This window comes from Micromonospora narathiwatensis, assembly GCF_900089605.1.
Taxonomy (GTDB): Bacteria; Actinomycetota; Actinomycetes; order Mycobacteriales; family Micromonosporaceae; genus Micromonospora; species Micromonospora narathiwatensis.
The window spans coordinates 5,957,014-5,974,552 of record NZ_LT594324.1 but is presented as its reverse complement, the minus strand read 5'-3'; the positions used below and the strand labels follow the sequence as shown (position 1 = coordinate 5,974,552).

Below are 17,539 nucleotides of genomic sequence, written 5' to 3'. Positions count from 1 at the left end.
CGGTAGGTCCGAGGACCCCGCTGTCCCGACGAAAGGTATCGAGCGATCCAGATTCCGCCGGCCATGTCATCGACCACCTGATCCAGCGTGGTGTCATCCGGTAGAGCCAGTCTCTGCTGTGTGGACAGCAGGAGTTCAGCGACCCTCATGGGCGGTGGGTGGCCAGTGTTCGGTTGATCAGGCTCGAGTAAGGGCGGTGCCATCAGAGCTCGCTAACGAACCGTAGCGTCTCGATACGCTCAGTGATATTTTGGTTTGGTTCGTGAACTTGCCAAAAGAACCGCATCAGAGCACGGGCCCGCCCGCTGAGCTGAACACTCTGTTCCATTGACACCGATGCGGTGCCATGGGCGAGAACCGACCGGTTTCGGGTGTCAACGACACCACGCATGCTGCTGATCGAGGACGGTGTCGTCCAACCAATTCGCTTCAACACCGCGTCGTCCTTCAGGCACAGCAGGAGCATTGCATCCATCAGCGCGATCTTGCGGGGTAGGGAGGGTGTCGGTTCCCCATATACCTCGGTGGTCAATACGGCATACCGGGCCGCCAGGTCGTCCACATCCCCCAGTTTGGTGTAGTCGGGATCGACCGGGTCGAGCCCGAACTCGCTGGAAAGCCGTTCCTCGAACGCCTTCTCAATGCTGCGGTAGTAGAGAAGCGCGGCGAAGTCATGACGGCCTTGGACTCGATAGTGCTCGCCTAGAAGGAAGAAGTTGAGCAGCATCGTCGGTCCGTCCCGGCCTGCGAGCGCCTCCGCGAACTCAAGTTGCTTCATGATCCTTTGCGTGATGGGGGCCGCGAGTGCCATCCGTTTCTCACGCAGATGCTCCCGAACGCGAACGATCAGCGCCGGCAATCCGTCGACATCGAGATTGCACCAGGCCTCATACAGAGCGGCGAGGTCACGCAGGAACCGCACCCGGGTCGGCTCGGCGATCGACTCGCTCAGCTTCTCGAACAGTGCATGAGCACCGGAATACACGCCGCTGCGGAACATGGCCATCGCGGCGGTCAAGTCCTTATCCCCGAACAGTGCCGTCGGATTCGGCAGTACACATAGCCGTTCGCTACCGGGAAGAGCCTGGCGAATCTCGGGGTCGAAAGTGCTGTCGATGTAGCACATCGGAAGGTCCAGTTGGGAAGCGGCCAGTGCCGCACCAGCGCTCATCGCCTTCTTCCCGCCAGTGATGTCGATAATCACGTGCGGCGGCCGCCCAGCGGTCAGCAGGGAGCGGACCTCCTTCAGTACGATGTCATAAATGCTGGTCGGATCGACGGGATCGCAGGTCACATGCCGGGCCTCGGAAAACTTGATTTTGCCAGCGAGCTTCTCCCAGATTGCGTCGATCGTCTTCTGGGTGCCCTCTGACGTGATGATCAAGATCCTTGCCGGCCGGGTCAGCGCGAAGGCGAGCAACGTCGTCTCCGGGGAGAACCCAGAAAGGCTGATCAGCAGATCGACTGCTGGCCGCTCGACGTCCGCGGAGTTGGTCCGTGCGACCTCGACGGCTTCGTCGTAGATCTCGGCCAACCGGAAGGCCTGAGCCTGCTCCGCCGACGTGCCCTCGCCGTACTTCTCCTCGCCACGGAAGATCCGCCGCATGCGGGCGTGTTTCTCGTCCAAGCTTCCCATCGGAGAGGAACTCTATCGACGAAGCCGTAGATGGCACAGCCCTGCGCGCATCACAGGTACGAGCTCGGCGGCTGAAGGAGGAGCGCCGTCGTCTATGCGAGGACGGGCGCGGGTGGTGCATACTCGGCGGCGCCGTTTCGTCTTTGCGAGGAGAGGGGCGAGGAGTTCGGCAAGGACGACGGATCGCTCTGGGGGGGGTGCCCGATTCACGGACGTTGAGATCCAAGATGCAGCCGAGTACCTGTCCGCCAAGGGGCTGATCAAGGGGACCGAGGTCGACCAGCTTCACGGTCCAGTGCAGGCGGAGATCACCACTGACGGCATCGACTGCGCGACCGACTGGCAGGGCAACGTGGCGGACTACCTACGTGACCAGAAGGGATACGGCCCGACGATCAACCACGGACCGGTATTCCACGGCGCTTCTCAGGGTGGCCAGTTCGCGTGGGGCAACCGCGATGTGACGCAGCAGCAGAACATTGCCGAGCAGGTCTCACCGGAGTTCCAGCCGCTCGCGGAGGCGGTTGTGACGATCCTCCAGCAGCTTCCCGGCTACGGGCTGACGCCGCGGGATCAGCAGGACATCGAGGCTGCGGCCAACGAGGTGCTCGTCGAGGTGCAGCAGGAGCAGCCTGAGCCGGGCCAGCTTCGTCGCGGCGTCGCCATGCTCAAGGGCTTCCTGTTCCCAATCGCAAGGGAGGCGGCGACAGAGGAAGCGCGTCAGCTCGCGCAGCAGGGGCTGGACCAGATCAACGCAGTGATCGGCGCCGTCCTGTGATGCCCCCGTACGCTGCCTGGTCGGGGCAGGGGTGCTCCCTTGCGTAAGCGGCCTCCCGAGGCAATGTCGGTGAATCGCGCGAGCGGCGGCCCGCTGGACTTCGGGATCGAGCCGCCGGGGCCGACGGAGACGGTGCCGCTGCGGCTGATCGAGGTGCTGCGCCCGCGCATGTTCGATGACTGCCCCATCTGCGGTGACCCGGCGACGACGGAGGAGCACGTGCCACCGCAGCGGCTCGGCGGTACGCGGATGACCCGGACCTGCGCCCGGTGCAACAATAGCTTCGGGACTCTCCTGGAAGCCGACCTGGTCGACTGGTTCGACGAAGCCTGGTCGACGTCGTCCTTCCAGTCGGACGCGGTCGCCGGCAGGCGGCAGACGAGCCGGCTGCTGAGACGGTGGACATCCGACGGACAGTTCATCTTCCTGCCTGAAGGGCGCTGCGATCCTGCCGTCGGCGGGATCCTGGCGGCTGGCGGTGATGTGACTCTGGAGGTGTCGCCACCGGATCAGAATCGGTGCCACCTGGCCCTACTCAAGTCGATGTATCTGGCGCTGTGTATCAAGGCCGGCGTTCCCCAAGGCGAGCCAGCGGATCGGCTGCGGGCCGAACTGCTCGCGGTGCGCGACGCGAAGCGCAAGGCGGACGTGCCGGTCAGTCCGATTGCGCTGGGACTGACCGTGCTTCGGCACTGGGGGGACCCGATCACGGAGGAGTCTGTGGTGTTGGCTGAGCTCCAGTCGGAGACTGGGCCGCTACTGGGGTTCCTCCTCGCAGGCCGGGTGTTCGTCTCTGCATCGTCATCGTGGAGCGAAGCGACGGCCGCGCCGTCCGGTCGTCTGGTCTACCAACTCCAGGTCGACGCTTCGGTGCGCGGCGACGTGGCGTCCGTTCATCCCCAGCCGCCACCACAGGCCGGTCGGCGTCGGGCGTAGCCGGCCGCTCGCCAGTACCAGTTCGCTCCGCCTGAAGAGGCTGAGCCGGTGTTGACAGCGGGCACGCCGTCCCGGCGCATTGTCATCGTCGCTGCTGGAGCTGCTCGCCTCTTGAGCCGCTGGTTGCTCGGTGGACGCGCGGTGAATGACCGCGGGCATTGGTCATCCACCGCGGGGCCACTCGTAACCCAGGTCGTGCAGACGCTCGGCCAAGCGGTTGGATGCCTTTGTTTGTCGGTGCGCTAGCTCCGCTAGCGATGTCATGTATTGGTCGCTCCACGCCCGATACACGTCGACCAGCTGGCCTTGCTGCTGAGCTAAGAGCTTTCGGGCTCGCGCCGAGAGGTCTTCCCTGATCCTGTCAAAGACGGCTGCGCGCGTGCCCGGCGTGAGCGCCCCAGGCCCACCGTCGGGCCTACGCAGCTGGTTAAGGCCTTCTTGGTTAGCTGCCCACCAATCTACGAAGAGGCCGGCCAGGTGTTCATCGTTCAAAATTCTCGAGGTATGCCCTAGCGCCTGGTTGAACTGACCAGCGAAGTGTTCACGTACAGCTGCGACAGGTCGGTCGGCGAGCAGAATCAGCTCCTGCTGGAACTTGTGGAACCATCCTTCGGCGGCTGTTACGAATTCGGTCGACCTCGGTGCAGCCAATGCTGAGATCGTCTCGGCGATAACGTCATACCCGTCCAGGGCGAGCTCTAGGTAGCCGGGCCGCCCTGGCACGAAAAGCTCATTCAGTTCGATGCCGAACGCGTTGAGCCGGTCGACCTGCGCTTCGACCTCTTCGATCGGAACCTCGCCCGCGAGCAGTCCGTTGATGCTTAGTTTGGCGCGCGGCGGAGCTATCGGTGAGACGTAATCGCCAATATTTAGACTGAATTCCTTAGTGGCTATTTCCTCAACTGACACCCATCGAGAGAAACCGGGGATCTCCCGGCGCTCACTAAAAGCGGTCGCGATCTTCTCCACGTGACGAGGTGCCAGGTGGCTCCGCGACCGCGTGGAGTCGACCTCATGTTCGGCGTTGATAAAAAACACGTCTGGCTTGTTAGCGCGAGTCGTACCGCCACTGTTCACGACGAGCAGGCTGGCCGGGATGGACGTCCCAGGGAATACATTACGTCCGATCGAAATAACGGCGGCGATCACACCGTCCTGAACCATTGCACGACGGATGCGCCCCTCAGCTCCGCCACGGAATAGCGCGCCGTTCGGCACAACGATGACACCTGTACCGTCGGTCGCCAGGGAAGCCAGAACGTGTTGGACGAACATCAGGTCTGCTGACCGACTGTGGCCGTACCGAGTTTGCTCCGGAAACGCGAGCTTTTCCGGGACGTATCGCATGCCGAAGGGAGGATGAGTTACCACTCGGTCAAATTTTTCCAAGCGTTCAGAATCACTAAGGTGCCCTGGATTCGTCAACACGTTGCCGACCAGAAGAGATACGTCCGACAGGCCATGCAGCGTTAAGTTAAGCCGGGCAACCTGACTAGTCTCTACGTTCACCTCCTGCCCGAAGATGCGCAACGCGTTATGCTGTCCCGTGCGATCTGCGACGAATGCCTCGGCGGCGGCGAGCAGGCCCCCCGTCCCAGCGCACGGGTCGTAGACCGAATTGCCAACCTGCGGATTTGCCAGTGAAATCATTAGTTGGATTACGGAATACGGCGTAGCGAATTCACTGTGCCGGTTGTCATCCGCCAGCCTGGCAAGCATCTGCTCGTACAACGGGCCCGCTACGTCAGCAGACTCGTGACCACCCCCGCCCACTGGAATTTCGTCGATGATAGCGATCAAGCTACGGGCTTCGAGGTCACCGATTCGCTTGTCACGCACAATATGATGGAAGAAGTCGCCAAAAAAGTCGGGATTGCTAACCGCTAACGCAGTCATAGCTTGGTCTAGTGCATCGGCCAGCGAGTTTTCCGCAGAGGCTGTTAACCGACCCCAGCGCGATACGTCTGGCACTGTCAGCGCATCAGTATGTTCGGATGCCCATTTAAGCACGAGCACGGCCGAGACGACACGCACACCAGTCGCGACATCCATCACGCCTCGAAGAACGTCGACGGCCCCGAAGAGTCTTCGCGTGAGGTCCAGATTTCTCATTGCTACCCCTCGCTAAATACATCGGCGAGCAGCGCCCGCCTGACGGCATCGAGACGTCGGGCCGTCTCACGGTGCACGAGCGTTAGTTCATCGATATCAGCGACTGCCGCTATAACATCGTGCTGTCGATCCAGCGAGGGGACCATGATCGGAAGACCACCCAAGATCTTGGCGTTGAGCGACTGAACAGTTCCTGGAAGCGCGCGCCTGAACATCTCCTCCTGCGCCGCGGGAGAGGAAAGGTGCAGACACAGGTATTCGGGCAATACCGCAGGATCGCGACTACGCACTCGCGCGCAGGACGAGTTATATAGCCATCCGCCAAAGTGACCGTCTATCAATGCCAGCTTACCAAGTGATCCCTGACGGACAAGCACGATGTCGCCCTGCCGAAGGGTGAACCGCCCCAGCCGCGCCGCCTGGTTGTGCGGCAACCTGCGAATCTTGCGGGCATCTACTTGGTGTCTGTCGTCGATGTCCGAGGGAGTTACCACGGGCACACCGTCGAGCTCATTCCCCAACTGGTCTAGCAAAGAGCCCGACGGACCAGGCGTGACCTCCGCCAGGTCGCCGAGCAGGACGCGTTCAGCCTTAGACACCAGGACACCTACCCCTTCTAGCCGGTACGGCGCAGGGGCGTAGCAGTCATGCCACGCCCCTGCGATTGGTCACGCGTTGCGCGGCATAGACCCGATCCTGACCTTGATGATTTCGGTCACCGCCGCGCTCACCACCGCAGTGGCAAGCGCTCCCATCACCGCCTCGCCATACCCGGCGGCGAAGCCAAGCACGAGCACCACAACCACGACGACGACCACGCCGCCCCAGGCCGCGCGTCGGCTGCCTCGAGGCGGGTACCCTGAGCTGTTGAAGCGGGCGATCGGCATGTCTGCCTTCTTCCTGCTCGCCTTGGGCGAAGCGGGTTAGACCGCACCGCCCCGCGCGGACGCCAATCTCCACGGGGCGGTGCGGTGCTCATCAATACAGACACCATAGCACGAACGGCGTGCGAAGCACGCTTCGCACGCCCCGAGGGTGCCGTGAGGGTCCGTACCGTGACGAAAGTTCGCCCACAGCTCGTCCGGCTACCGTCCCTGTCTGGCCAAGGGGCGCAGCGGAGTGCCGCGCCGGTCGACGGCAACTTGCCGGTCGGCCGTGTTGATGCCTACCTACCGCAGCCGAAACCCTTGCCGAACGCCCTGAGATCGAGCACGACATCCCGGGAGACCGGCAGTTGGGGTGGAACTGGTTGGAGCTTGAGCTCGACCCGGCCGGCCCGAGATGGCGGTTGGCTCGACGTCGCTGCCTTGGCCGCGCATGCCGCCGCAGTGCTGCCTGTCTAAGTCGCCGGTGACTTATCCCTCGATGCGCTGATCGATCGCTGCCTCGTAGAAGGCGTCCGCGAGCGCCATGATGACGGCGTTGATGCCAGGGCCGTCGCTGAAGAAGTAGTCGGCCATGGTGTTGTGGGCCTCCTGGTTGTCGACGACCGCCTCGGTGACGGCCGCTTGGAAGTCCTGCGACTCCATGAACTGCCTCTTCGAGTTCGCTTTGGCCTGGTTGACCAGGCCCGGGTAGGCGAGCAGCCGTTGCACGAGTCCCTGCACGAACTCACGGACCTGGGACGCGGAGAACGACTCGGCCCCGAACAGGTCGTTCATCTTGTCGATGACGACCTGGAGTGCGACGTACTTCGGCTCCTTCCGGGTGCCGGTGCCCGCAGCGCCGATGCCCTTGAGCTGGCCCTCACCGGTCAGCGAGATGTCGACCGCGGTCGCCTTGGTGTGCTTGACCCCGACCAGGGCCACGTCGGAAAGGTCGACCTCCGCAGCCCAGGAGGCATCTGCGATGACCTTCTCCAGGAGCCGCAGGAAGATCGACAGCGACTCCATGTACGGGTCGCCGTAGTTGACGATCTGGCTCATGAAGTCGTAGAGCCGGACGTAGGTGGAGACGTCCTTGCGGAACAGGTCGAGGGTGTTGAGGGTGACCTTGTCGTCGGCCTCGATCGCCGCCGCATAGCGGCGGGCGAAGTCGTTCTTGGCCGGGCTCATCGCCGCCGAAAGCGCGTTGTTGCCCTTGCGGGTGACCCACAGTTCGGCGACCTCGCGCACCTGCTCTGGCGTGTAGATCCCGGCCTGGGCAAGCTTGTTGGCCAGGTGAACGACGATGTACGGGTCGGTCTCGGTCTCCAGGGTGGCGTTGGTGAAGTACGGCTCGAATGCAGCCCGGATGTCTTCAGGCTTGTTCACGAAGTCGATGACGAACGTCTTGCGTTTCTGCTCCCCGCCTGCGGTGCGGTGGGTGCGGTTGAGCCGGGACAGCGTCTGCACGGCGGTGACCCCGGAGAGCTTCTTGTCGACGTACATGGCCGAGAGTAGCGGCTGGTCGAAGCCCGTTTGGTACTTGTTGGCGACCAGCATGATCTTGTACGTCGTGCCCTTGAAGGCGGCGGCCAGGTCCGCGCCGGCGCCGGGGTTCAGCTTGGCTTCGGTGAACTCGTCGTCTTTGCTCGGCTGCGGCCCCCAGTCAGAGGCCCACTCCTCGTCCTCGGCCATGTTCACCGAGTTGGAGAAGGCGACCAGGGTTCGGTAGGTGTACGAGGCGTCCTTGGCGGCCCGCTTGGCGATGTAGGCGTCGATCGCCTTCTTGTACTTCACTGCGGCCTTGCGCGAGTCGGTCACGACCATCGCCTTCGCCTTGCCCTCCAGCAAGTGGGCGACGTTGGTATGGAAGTGCTCGACGATGATCTGTACTTTCTGGCTGATGTTGGTCGGGTGCAGCTTCACCCACCGCATCAGCCCTTTACGCGCTGCAGCCTCCTCCACCACCTCGCCGCCGTCGCCGCTCTCGGCCCGGCCTGCGATCTTCAACGCGGTGTCGTAGGACTGGTAGCCCCTGAGCACGTCGAGGATGTAGCCCTCCTCGATCGCCTGCCGCATCGAGTAGAGGTGAAACTCGACCGGCTTCCCGTCAGGCCCCTTGCGGCCGAACAGATCCAGGGTCTTGTTCTTCGGGGTCGCCGTGAACGCGAAGTAGGAGATGTTCTCCGACTCGGCCCGCTCGGTCATCTCCGAGGCCAGGATCGCCTCCACGTCGACCTCACCGCTCTCCTCAATCTCCTTGATCTCCTCCGCGGTCAGCACGGCTCGCAGCTTGCGGGAGATCTGCCCGGACTGCGACGAGTGCGCCTCGTCGGCGATCACCGCGAACCGCCGCCCCTTCAGCGACGAGTCGACCCGGATCTCGTCGAGCGCGAACGGGAAGGTCTGCACCGTCACCGCGATGATCAGCTCCCCGTTCTTCAACGCAGTGGCCAGCAGCCCGGATTTCGACTTCGCCCCCGCTTTGCGGACGTCCTCCGGGCTGATCGTGGCCACGATCTTCCCCGACCCGTCGATCTGCCGGATCGCCTCCTGAAGCTGCCCGTCGAGCACGTTGCGGTCCACGACCACGATTACCGAGTCGAAGACCTTCTCGTCGTTTACATGCAGCCGCGCCAGCCGGTGCGCGGTCCAGGCGATGGTGTTCGTCTTCCCCGAACCTGCCGAGTGCTCGATCAGGTAGCGATGCCCCACCCCCTCCTCGCGCACCGCTGCCACGAGGTTCGTCACGGCCTCCCACTGGTGGAACCGCGGGAAGAGCAGGCTCGTCCGCCGCACCGACGTCCCGGTCGCGACATCCCACTCCTCCTTGGTCTCCACGATCATCAGCCGGCCGATGATGGTGAGCCAGGCGTCCTTCTCCCAGACCCGCTCCCACAGGTAAGCCGTCGCCGACCGTCCGCCCTCACCCGGCGGATTCCCCGCGCCACTGTCGTGCCCCATGTTGAACGGCCGGAAGTGCGTCTTCTCGCCCTCCAACTTGGTGGTCATCGCGGCAAGGTCGTTGGAGACCGCGAAATGGACCAGCGCCCGATGCCCGAACGACAGCAGCGGCTCCGGCCGCCCGTTGGTCAGCGGGTTCCGGTTCTTGCGGTACTGGTTGATCGCCTCATCGAGAGACTGGGTGAAGTCGGTCTTCAGCTCGACGGTGGCCACCGGGAGCCCGTTGACGAAGAAGACCAGGTCGATGCTGCGCCGGTCGGCGGTGGAGAAGTGCACCTGCCGCATCACCCGAACCCGCATCGCCGCGTACTGCTCGTTGGTGGTCGCGTTCAAGCTGGTCTCGGGGCGGAACTGCGCCATCTTCAACCGACCACCACCGATGTAGTGCACCCCACTGCGGAGGATGTTCAGCGTCCCGCCACCATGTTCAAGAGGCTTGTCGAGCGCCGTGGCCAGCACATCGAGAACCTTCGCCTCCGACCCGGCAGCCTTTAACGCCTTCGCGTACGCCGGCTTCTGGGTCTTCTCCAGCCAGGCAAACAGGTCCTCGGGGAAGATCGCCCGCTCCCGGTCGTAGCCGGCGTCGTTTGCCGAGTAGAGCCACCCATGGCACTCCAGGTATGCGCAGATCTCGGACTCGAAGACGACCTCGTTGTGATCGGCCATCACACCAGCTCCCGTACGTCGATCTGCCCCGTCACCGTCGCCGTGATCAGTGCTGAGCGCCGTTCGCGGGCGAGGTCGATGAACCGCTCCGACTCCGTGATGAGGCTGTCGATCTTCGACGTCTGCTCATCGAGGTGCGCCACAATGGCTCGCTGCTCGTGCATCGGAGGCAGCGGTAGAACCAGCGAGCGAACGTCTCCACCTGACACCTTGAAGGTGCCGACTGCCGTTCGAGCCTGGGCCTGGACCTGCGCGCGCGTTGCGCTCGCGTTGCATGCCCACACGAAGAACTCGGACAGCATGGACGAGCTCACGCGGATGCGGATGAGCAAGTCAGGATAGATGTATTCCTCGGCGGCGAACTCGGGACCGACGAGGCCCGCGCGCGCCACGAGATCCACGTTCCCGTTGCCCCGAACGAGCAGGATATCGCCAGGGTGAAGCCTGAGTGCCTCCGTGCTCGCGAGGCTTGAGCGGTCGACAAACTTGGTCACCTCGGGCGCCATGCTGACCCGACCATCCCTGATCGCACCCAAGGACAGCGACTTCAGGTCATCAGAATCGCCAGCCAGGGGGGAAACGCCATTCGCAGGGCCGAACACCAGCACTCGCTTCGCGCGAACGGCCTTCCAGCCACAGGGAAGCTCCGGGATCCATGGGTTGCCTGTCTCGGAGAGCCCAGCCTCCGAGTCCAGACCCTGCGAGAGAGCCGCGTCAACGACCGCGCGGCGGCGCATATGGAGCATCTTGACCAGTTGTTGCTGCTCCTCGATGAGCGTGTCGATGCGGGCGGTCTCGCGGTCGAGGTAATCAGCGATGGCGCGCTGCTCGTGGATCTCTGGAAGGAGCACGTCGATCGTCCGAAGGACGGTAAATGGGACTTCGGTCGTGCGAATGCCGCCGTGCTCACCTCCGGCTGAGATCCCACGCTCACGTGCGATGAGCTCGCTGGTGAACCACGAAGACTTCATAAGATGGACGATGTAGCGCGGATTCATGCCCTCCCGAGGACGCAACACTTCGTAGTGATAGGTAACCAGTCCATCCTCATGGGCGACACCCATTGCGCCAGAACGGATCTTCATCTTGTTGAAGACGACGTCCCCTTTGCGCGGCACACCTTGTAGGCGTCGAGTGACTCTGCACGTTGAGGTGCGTCTGTCAGCTCGCTGCGTCGCACCACACCCTTGGTCTGCGACACAGACATGAGCGGAAGATCCACCCCAGGGATCCGCTCGTCGATCTTCTGCACTGCTGCGCCGAACCGGGTCATCCCTCGACCTCCCGCAAGAGGTCCAGGATCTTCGCGACCTGCTTCTCCAAGTCTGCGTCGATCTCGGCGAGAGGGCGGGGTGGGACGTACTTGTAGAAGTGGCGGGTGAAGGGGATCTCGTAGCCGGTTTTGGTCTTGGCCCAGTCGATCCATGAGTCCGGTTCATGCGGCTTCACCTCGGCGTCGAAGTAGGCCTGAATGACCTCGATCTTGCCAGCCGCACCAGCGGTCGAGCCGCCGTAGGTAAACGGAACGTTCTCGGTGTCGCGCTTCTTCGTGTCCGGCTTGGGCTTGCCCTTGCGGTCGACGGCGGGGTTGCCGGACTCGTCGAGTAGGGGGCGTTCGACGGTGATGGTCCAGTAGCCGAACTCGTCCGTGCGCAGCACCTTGGAGTAGTACGGGTCGGCGTCGGTGAATTCGGCGTACAACTCCACAACCCTGGCGCGATCGGCGTCGCTGATCTCGCGGCCCTTGGAGCCGAGGTTCTTGCGCATCTTGGTCCAGAACGACGTGCCATCGATGAGCTGGACCAGGCCCTTGCGGTCGGGATGCTTGGTGTTGTCGAGGATCCAGATGTAGGTGGCGATCCCGGTGTTGAAGAACATGTTGGTTGGCAGCGCGACGATGGCATCGACCAGGTCGTTCTCCAGCAGCCATCTGCGGATGTTGGAGGGGCCGGACTCGGCGGCGCCGTTGAAGAACGGCGAGCCGTTCATCACGATCCCGGCTCGGCCCCCGCCGTGCTCCGGCGCCCGCATCTTGTGAACCAGGTGGAGCAGGAAGAGCATCTGCCCGTCCGAGGTCGATGGCAGGCCGGGAGCGAACCGGCCGTAGGGACCGGCTTCGTCGCGCTCTTTGGTGATCGCCTTGGCGTACTGCTTCCAGTCGACGCCGTAGGGCGGGTTGGACATGCAGAAGTCGAACTGGCGGCCCTTGAACGCATCGTCGATGAGGGTGTTGCCGAAGGCGATGTTGGTTGCGTCGTGGCCCTTGGCCAGCAGGTCGGACTTGCAGATCGCGTACGACTGCGGGTTGTACTCCTGGCCGTACAGGCGCAGCTTCGCGCCAGGGTTTTGTGCGAGCAGGTGTTCCTCGGCCAGGGCGAGCATGCCGCCAGTGCCTGCGGTGGGGTCGTACAGCGAGCGGACGATGTCTGCCTCGGTCAGGTCGGCGTCCTTCTCGGCGAAGAGCAGGTCGACCAGCAGCCGGATCGCGTCCCGTGGGGTGTAGTGGTCGCCGGAGGTCTCGTTTGCGGCCTCGTTGAACTTGCGGATGATGTACTCGAACGCATCGCCCATGTCGGCGTTGGAGACGACCTCCGGATGCAGGTCGACGGCCCTGAAGGACGTGACGACCTGGCGTAGGAGCCCCGCCTTCTCCAGGGCCAGGATCTCCTTCTTGAAGTCGAAGTACTGGAAAACGTCGACATCGGGCGAGAACCGGTCGATGTAGTCGGCCAGGTTGTCTGCAAGTCCATCGGCGTCGGCCAGTAGGTTGGCGAAGGAGTAGTTCGAGGTGTTGTAGAACGGCCTGCCGGTCGCCTTCTTGACCTCGATCTTGAGCCGATTGGGGTTGTCGTACTTCGCGGCCAGCGCGCGGACCGTGTCCCGGTCGGGCTCAAGGATGTAGTCGAGTCGTCGCAGGATTGTGAGCGGGAGGATCACGTTGCCGTACTGGTTGGGGCGGTAGGGGCCCCGAAGCTGGTCCGCGATCGACCAGATGAAACTACCGAGCGTGCTCACAAGGCTCCTTACGAGGATCACTCGACGGCAAAGCTGGACGCCCAGCGCAAGCCCATGCGTGCCGTCCGAGTAGGCGGCGGCGCACGGTCTTCAGCAGCCGGTGAGTCAAAGGACATCATCGCGCATCACGACACCGGCGTGGCATAGGGCCGGCGGCGGCTGCGACCGTGCTTACAGCAGTTGTCGGAAGACCGACGCTGTATCCGTGAGGGAACACGCCCACGCCGGCGGCCGGCTAGGGTACCCCCGCCCAGCAGATAAACGCACGTACGGGGGCGCCTGAGAGCGCAGCGCAGGGGGTCGGAGGATGGCCGAGGTCAGGGTCAGAAGGTTCGTCGTGTCCCCTCCAATGCCGGGCATCCCCATCGAACCCAACGATGTTCAGATCGTCGACAGCGGGGCCATGGAGCTGAATCTCGCCGACGTTCTGCGGGTCAACGCGCTAGCGGTGCCTTACCGAGGTCATCTGTTGGCTGAGCTGGTGCAACGCGAGATGGCCCTCGTCATGTCGCTGTTCGGCCATACGCCGCCTGGCGTCCCTCTGCGTCGGCACCGAGCGTTCGACGGCTCATCGTCCCATATCCGGCGGTTCGCCACGGAGGTGCTGGCCCTCGGCGCGCTCACTGCGGTAGTACGAGATGACGAGCCCAAGCTGAGCGAGGTCGCTCACTTCGACGCACTCCCACCAGAGTTCCAGGGGGTGTACCCCTCGAACGGCACCCGTCCTGACCTCCGCTTTGGTGGTCAGGGTGCTGTCCTAGCCGGCGAGTCACGCGGCCGGAGCAAGCCCCCGCCCCAGAACGTACTAACCGCCACCGCCCAACGTAACCGACTGGACCAGCTCCTCAGTTGGAGCCGCCGGCCTGGCTGCGACCCGGTATCCATGGCATGGACCTGGATGCAGGAAAACCGCACAACCATCGACTACTTCCGCTTCACCAAAGACACCTCTGCACCCGCCACCGACCTGGCCGTCGTGCACCGTTTGGAGCAGAGATTGCAGAACACGGAGCCGGCGCCCGTGAGCCGCACCGAGGCTCCCTTCCCTCCAAGTTCTGGGCGGGCCGCCGAAGACCACCTTGAAGATGAGGATCTCTACTTCGCAGCGGCCAGCACTCCGGGCAGGGCCCGGGAACAGACCGCAAAGCAGCGGATCATCAGTCGTACGGTGGAGGACCGGGAAGCCCAGCTCCTGGAGACGGCACCCCGCCAATCAGTTCCAGGGATGGGCCCCCGCTGGCGAGGACAGTGGCGGAACGTGCCCACCATGGATGGTGCGCCGAGACCACGGTTGCTCGTCGCTGTCAGTCCTGACCGCGAAGTAGGGATCACTAACACTGCAGAAGGCAACCGCTTGTACCGAAGTAGGGATCTTGGCCTCGAAGTGTCCGCAGCGGGCCGGGTCCTTGTAGCGCTTGACTGGCGCAACCGTCCGGAGATCGAGGCAGGTGCGGCGGTGCAATATGAGCTTGAGGTCCGCGACCAGTAGACGCGCGCTTGTCAAGTGGCCCATCGTGGCTGTGTAATTCCGCGGACCGCTCTGGCGCTCAGCTAGGCAACGGGAAGACGCCCCGGTTGAGCATCCAGGGCGTCCCCACGTTTACGCCCTGTGTTCACACGGGTTGCGGCATCCGCCGGGCGGCCTCCGCGATGAGGGACGGCAGTTCCTTTGGGACGGCGAGCTTGGCGACTTCTGCTGCAACGAACCAGGCCGCGTTCCGGACCTCCTCAAGTTGGGCGTTGAGGGTGTCGTTGTGGGTGCGGCAGATGTAGACGAAGTCGATATGGCGGTGGGGTCCAATCTTGCGGTCCTCGATGTCCATCTCGATGATCGCGAAGGGCGGGGGGATGCTGCGCACGGACGGGTGGCGGAAAGGCTCGGGTGCCAAAATCTCCGCCTCGACACCGGTCTCTTCCACGACCTCGCGCAGGGCGGCTTCGGCGGGGTCCTCGTTCGGGTCGACGTGTCCGCCCGGGTAGAGCCACAGTCCGATCTTGTTGTGGTGTACGAGGAGGACCTGTCCGGAGGTGTTGAAGACGATCGCTGAGCTGGTGAAGTGCCGGATCATGCGGCGGTCTCTTCCTGGGCGATTCGGACAGTTTGGTCGGTGATCCACGCTACCGATTTCTCTGCGAGTTGAGGGTGAACGGGCAGTTGAATGGTGGCCGTGGCGAGGTGCTCGGCGTTGGGACAGGCCGTGGCGTATGGCTGAAACAGCGGCTGGTGGTAGAGGGGCTGATAGCGCCACCGGATCGAGTCCGGGGAGAGCCCCGCGGCGTGGAACGCGGCGGCGATCTCGGGCTGACGGGCCGTCGCGATGAGGACGAGGTTGTAGTAGTTGGGCTTGTCCTGTACGCCGTAGGGCAGTTCGCGCAGCGGCCCTCCCGGCGGGAGGGCGGCCAGGATGCGTTCGGCGTTGCGGCGTCGCTGGGTCAGTTGCGCGTCGAGGTGGGTGAGCCGGCGCAGGCCGATGGCGGCGAGGGGTCCGGCGAGCTTGTAGTTGACGCCGTGTCCGCCGCGTAGGTGGCCGAGGTGGGTGTAGTAGTCGATGCGGTCGGCGAGTTCCTGGTCGTTGGTGAGGATGAAGCCGCCTTCGCCGGTTGACAGCAGTTTCCGGTCATGGGTGGAGAAGCATCCGACGCGGCCGAGGGTGCCGGCGTGTTGGTTGGCGATGCGGGTGCCGTGGGCTTGGGCGGCGTCTTCGATGGTGGGCACACCCGCGTCGGCGAGCAGGCCGGTGATGGCGCGTTCGTCGTTGGGGTAGCCCCACAGGGGCAGGGTAATCGCGGCGCGGGTGCGGGCGGTGAGTTTCCGGTCGACGTCGGTGGGGTCCAGGGCGAGGGAGTTCGGAAGGGTGTCCACCGGTACGGGAGTCGCGCCGCAGGTGAGGATAGGCATAGCGGTGGGTAGTGGCGCGGTCGCGGGAACGAGGACTTCGGTGCCGGGGCGGACGTCGAAGGCGATGAGCGCTGCGTGGAGGACGGAGGTGCCGGAGTTGACGGCGATGGCCCGTGCGGCACCGAAGCGGTGGGCGAGCGTGCGCTCGTAGACGGGCAGGATTTGGGCACCGCCAGAGAGCCGGCCGTCGTCCAGGACCGCACGGATCTCGTCCAATTCGCCGCAAGGCGGTGGCGAGTACCGGTCATCGACGGGGTTTTCCAGGTCGTGGGCGATGTCAGTTGGCATAGGTGAGTACCACCTTGATCGTCTCTTCGGGACGCTGGCCGATGAGGTCGTACGCGGCTTGCGCGTCGGTGAACGGGATGCGGTGGGTGATGAGTCCGTCGACCCGGACGTGCCCTTCGGTCACGAGGTGCCGGGCGGTGGCGCTGAGCCGCGACAGGTCCCAGGCTGGGTGGGTGCGCTGGGGGCAGCCGTTAACCGTCATGGACGAGACCAGCGTGACGCGGTTGCGGTGGTACTCCTCGCCGAGGCGCAGGCCGCCTTGGTCGCCGTGGTAGGAGGCGACGGTCGCGACCGTCGCGCCCACGCGGACGCAGCGGATGGCTTCATGCAATCCGGCGTAGGAGCCAGATGCTTCGATGGCCACGTCGGCTCCGGCCGAGCCAGTCAGCTTGGCGCGCGCTTGGCGCGCCAACTCGGCCAGGTACGGATCCGTCCTGCCGGCCTGGTGCTTGCGGGTTCTCGGGCCGGGGGTGACCACGTTGAGGACGCCGATGATCAGCGCGCGGAGGCCGTCGGCGAGCAGGCCGATGGCGCGCGACGCGCCGGAGCGGGGGCGGTGGGCACGCTCGGGGTGGGTGGTGGCCCGGCGCAGCCCGGCGACGCGGCGGGCGGGGGCTCTTGTGACGTGGACCTGTAGTAGCCCGCCGCCGGTGCGGCCGGCGGCGGCGAGCCCGTCGTAGACGGCCCGCAACCGGTCCTCCTCCGGCGGCGCACCGACCTCCCACCGCTGCCCCCGCACCGGCGCGGCATCGTCCACCACCGGCAGCCACTCGGGCTGCGTGGGCAGCAACGCCACGGCGGCGACCGGGCAACCCAGGGCGACGACCGGTGGGCGAGTCTGTTCGGCGCGGGCACCGGGCCACGCGCGTTGCAGCAGCCGCAGCACGGCGGTCGGGTTCACGCCCGGGGGCAGCCACAGCCCGCACCGCATGCCCTGCGGGTCGGCTTGGACCTCCCAGACGAGGCGGTGCGGGCGCCACGACCACCGGCTCGACGGCGGTAGCGCGGTGGCGAGTAGCCGCCACAGCCCGACCGTGGCGGCGGGGGTGGCCGACACCGGCGGGACGATCTCCAGCCAGCGGGCGCGGCGGGTGTGGGCCCGCCACACCCGCCGCCGCCACCACGCCCACCCGAGGCGGACGGCGGCGAGCGCGACGAGGCCAGCAAGCAGCAGCGGCCAGTGCGCGCGGACGAAGACCGCCATCGTTGCGGGAGCGTTGTCGGCCCAGGAGCCGCACATGAGATGCCCGATGATGGAGTCCGGGATGCCGTCGCGGCCGGGGACGCAGGTCGCGGCGGACGGAGCCGGGTGGGGTGACGGCGAGGGCGGTGTGGCGATGAGCGTCGGCATTAGGGTGGACATGGCAGACTCCCGGCAGGTC

Annotated in this window: 13 protein-coding genes; 3 read left to right on the top strand and 10 right to left on the bottom strand. The window is 64.8% G+C overall.

The annotated features are described in order from the left end of the window. Window positions 1-202: 202 nt before the first annotated feature. Window positions 203-1,627, bottom strand: a complete 1,425-nt coding sequence (locus GA0070621_RS26380) for a TIGR02710 family CRISPR-associated CARF protein (protein WP_157740067.1) — start codon at window positions 1,625-1,627, stop codon at window positions 203-205. 304 nt (window positions 1,628-1,931) lie between these two features. Here GA0070621_RS26380 and GA0070621_RS26375 point away from each other — a divergent pair, with 304 nt between their 5' ends. Continuing rightward, window positions 1,932-2,414, top strand: coding sequence for a hypothetical protein (locus GA0070621_RS26375; RefSeq protein WP_157740065.1), 483 nt, complete (start codon window positions 1,932-1,934; stop codon window positions 2,412-2,414). Window positions 2,415-2,453: 39 nt separating this feature from the next. Further along, entirely contained in the window at window positions 2,454-3,350 is an 897-nt protein-coding gene (locus GA0070621_RS26370; protein WP_167667421.1) for an HNH endonuclease, read from the top strand. A 162-nt stretch (window positions 3,351-3,512) separates the two neighbouring features. Here GA0070621_RS26370 and GA0070621_RS26365 read toward each other — a convergent pair whose 3' ends face one another. The 6 genes from GA0070621_RS26365 to GA0070621_RS26350 all read right to left on the bottom strand — a co-directional run bounded on the left by GA0070621_RS26365 (window position 3,513) and on the right by GA0070621_RS26350 (window position 12,970). After that, window positions 3,513-5,462, bottom strand: a complete 1,950-nt coding sequence (locus tag GA0070621_RS26365; protein ID WP_091200779.1) for an N-6 DNA methylase — start codon at window positions 5,460-5,462, stop codon at window positions 3,513-3,515. Window positions 5,463-5,464: 2 nt separating this feature from the next. Beyond that, on the bottom strand, window positions 5,465-6,061 hold the full coding sequence (locus GA0070621_RS29670) for a restriction endonuclease subunit S (protein WP_157740062.1): 597 nt from the start codon (window positions 6,059-6,061) through the stop codon (window positions 5,465-5,467). Window positions 6,062-6,130: 69 nt separating this feature from the next. Further along, on the bottom strand, window positions 6,131-6,349 hold the full coding sequence (locus tag GA0070621_RS29665; RefSeq protein WP_157740061.1) for a hypothetical protein: 219 nt from the start codon (window positions 6,347-6,349) through the stop codon (window positions 6,131-6,133). 468 nt (window positions 6,350-6,817) lie between these two features. Next, entirely contained in the window at window positions 6,818-9,955 is a 3,138-nt protein-coding gene (locus GA0070621_RS26360; protein WP_091200777.1) for a type I restriction endonuclease subunit R, read from the bottom strand. Then, complete coding sequence (locus GA0070621_RS26355) at window positions 9,955-11,073, bottom strand: restriction endonuclease subunit S domain-containing protein (protein WP_167667419.1); 1,119 nt, start codon at window positions 11,071-11,073, stop codon at window positions 9,955-9,957. The genes GA0070621_RS26360 and GA0070621_RS26355 overlap by 1 nt, the downstream gene beginning before the upstream one ends. 151 nt (window positions 11,074-11,224) lie before the next feature. Then, window positions 11,225-12,970 (bottom strand): type I restriction-modification system subunit M, encoded by a 1,746-nt coding sequence (locus GA0070621_RS26350; RefSeq protein ID WP_091200773.1) that lies wholly within the window; start codon window positions 12,968-12,970, stop codon window positions 11,225-11,227. A 307-nt stretch (window positions 12,971-13,277) separates the two neighbouring features. Here GA0070621_RS26350 and GA0070621_RS26345 point away from each other — a divergent pair, with 307 nt between their 5' ends. Next, complete coding sequence (locus tag GA0070621_RS26345) at window positions 13,278-14,459, top strand: hypothetical protein (RefSeq protein WP_157740059.1); 1,182 nt, start codon at window positions 13,278-13,280, stop codon at window positions 14,457-14,459. 124 nt (window positions 14,460-14,583) lie between these two features. On the opposite strand, the gene GA0070621_RS26340 is transcribed toward GA0070621_RS26345, so the two are convergent. From GA0070621_RS26340 to GA0070621_RS31020, 3 genes are read right to left on the bottom strand one after another with little or no spacing between them, the layout of a single operon-like run. Beyond that, window positions 14,584-15,039, bottom strand: a complete 456-nt coding sequence (locus GA0070621_RS26340; RefSeq protein WP_091200769.1) for an NUDIX hydrolase — start codon at window positions 15,037-15,039, stop codon at window positions 14,584-14,586. Then, window positions 15,036-16,157 (bottom strand): DegT/DnrJ/EryC1/StrS family aminotransferase, encoded by a 1,122-nt coding sequence (locus GA0070621_RS26335; RefSeq protein WP_091200767.1) that lies wholly within the window; start codon window positions 16,155-16,157, stop codon window positions 15,036-15,038. Before GA0070621_RS26335 ends, GA0070621_RS26340 begins: the two co-directional genes overlap by 4 nt. Then, window positions 16,147-17,520 carry an MDR/zinc-dependent alcohol dehydrogenase-like family protein gene (locus GA0070621_RS31020; RefSeq protein ID WP_167667416.1) on the bottom strand — a complete coding sequence of 458 codons (1,374 nt, stop codon included), beginning with the start codon at window positions 17,518-17,520 and terminating at the stop codon, window positions 16,147-16,149. The genes GA0070621_RS26335 and GA0070621_RS31020 overlap by 11 nt, the downstream gene beginning before the upstream one ends. Window positions 17,521-17,539: the final 19 nt, after the last annotated feature.

Bases quoted from the DNA above. Each gene is read 5' to 3' on its own strand.
- GA0070621_RS26345 (WP_157740059.1), top strand. From the start codon at position 13,278: ATGGCCGAGGTCAGGGTCAGAAGGTTCGTCGTGTCCCCTCCAATGCCG.
- GA0070621_RS26360 (WP_091200777.1), bottom strand. From the start codon at position 9,955: ATGGCCGATCACAACGAGGTCGTCTTCGAGTCCGAGATCTGCGCATAC.
- GA0070621_RS26365 (WP_091200779.1), bottom strand. From the start codon at position 5,462: ATGAGAAATCTGGACCTCACGCGAAGACTCTTCGGGGCCGTCGACGTT.
- GA0070621_RS31020 (WP_167667416.1), bottom strand. From the start codon at position 17,520: ATGTCCACCCTAATGCCGACGCTCATCGCCACACCGCCCTCGCCGTCA.
- GA0070621_RS26335 (WP_091200767.1), bottom strand. From the start codon at position 16,157: ATGCCAACTGACATCGCCCACGACCTGGAAAACCCCGTCGATGACCGG.
- GA0070621_RS26340 (WP_091200769.1), bottom strand. From the start codon at position 15,039: ATGATCCGGCACTTCACCAGCTCAGCGATCGTCTTCAACACCTCCGGA.
- GA0070621_RS29665 (WP_157740061.1), bottom strand. From the start codon at position 6,349: ATGCCGATCGCCCGCTTCAACAGCTCAGGGTACCCGCCTCGAGGCAGC.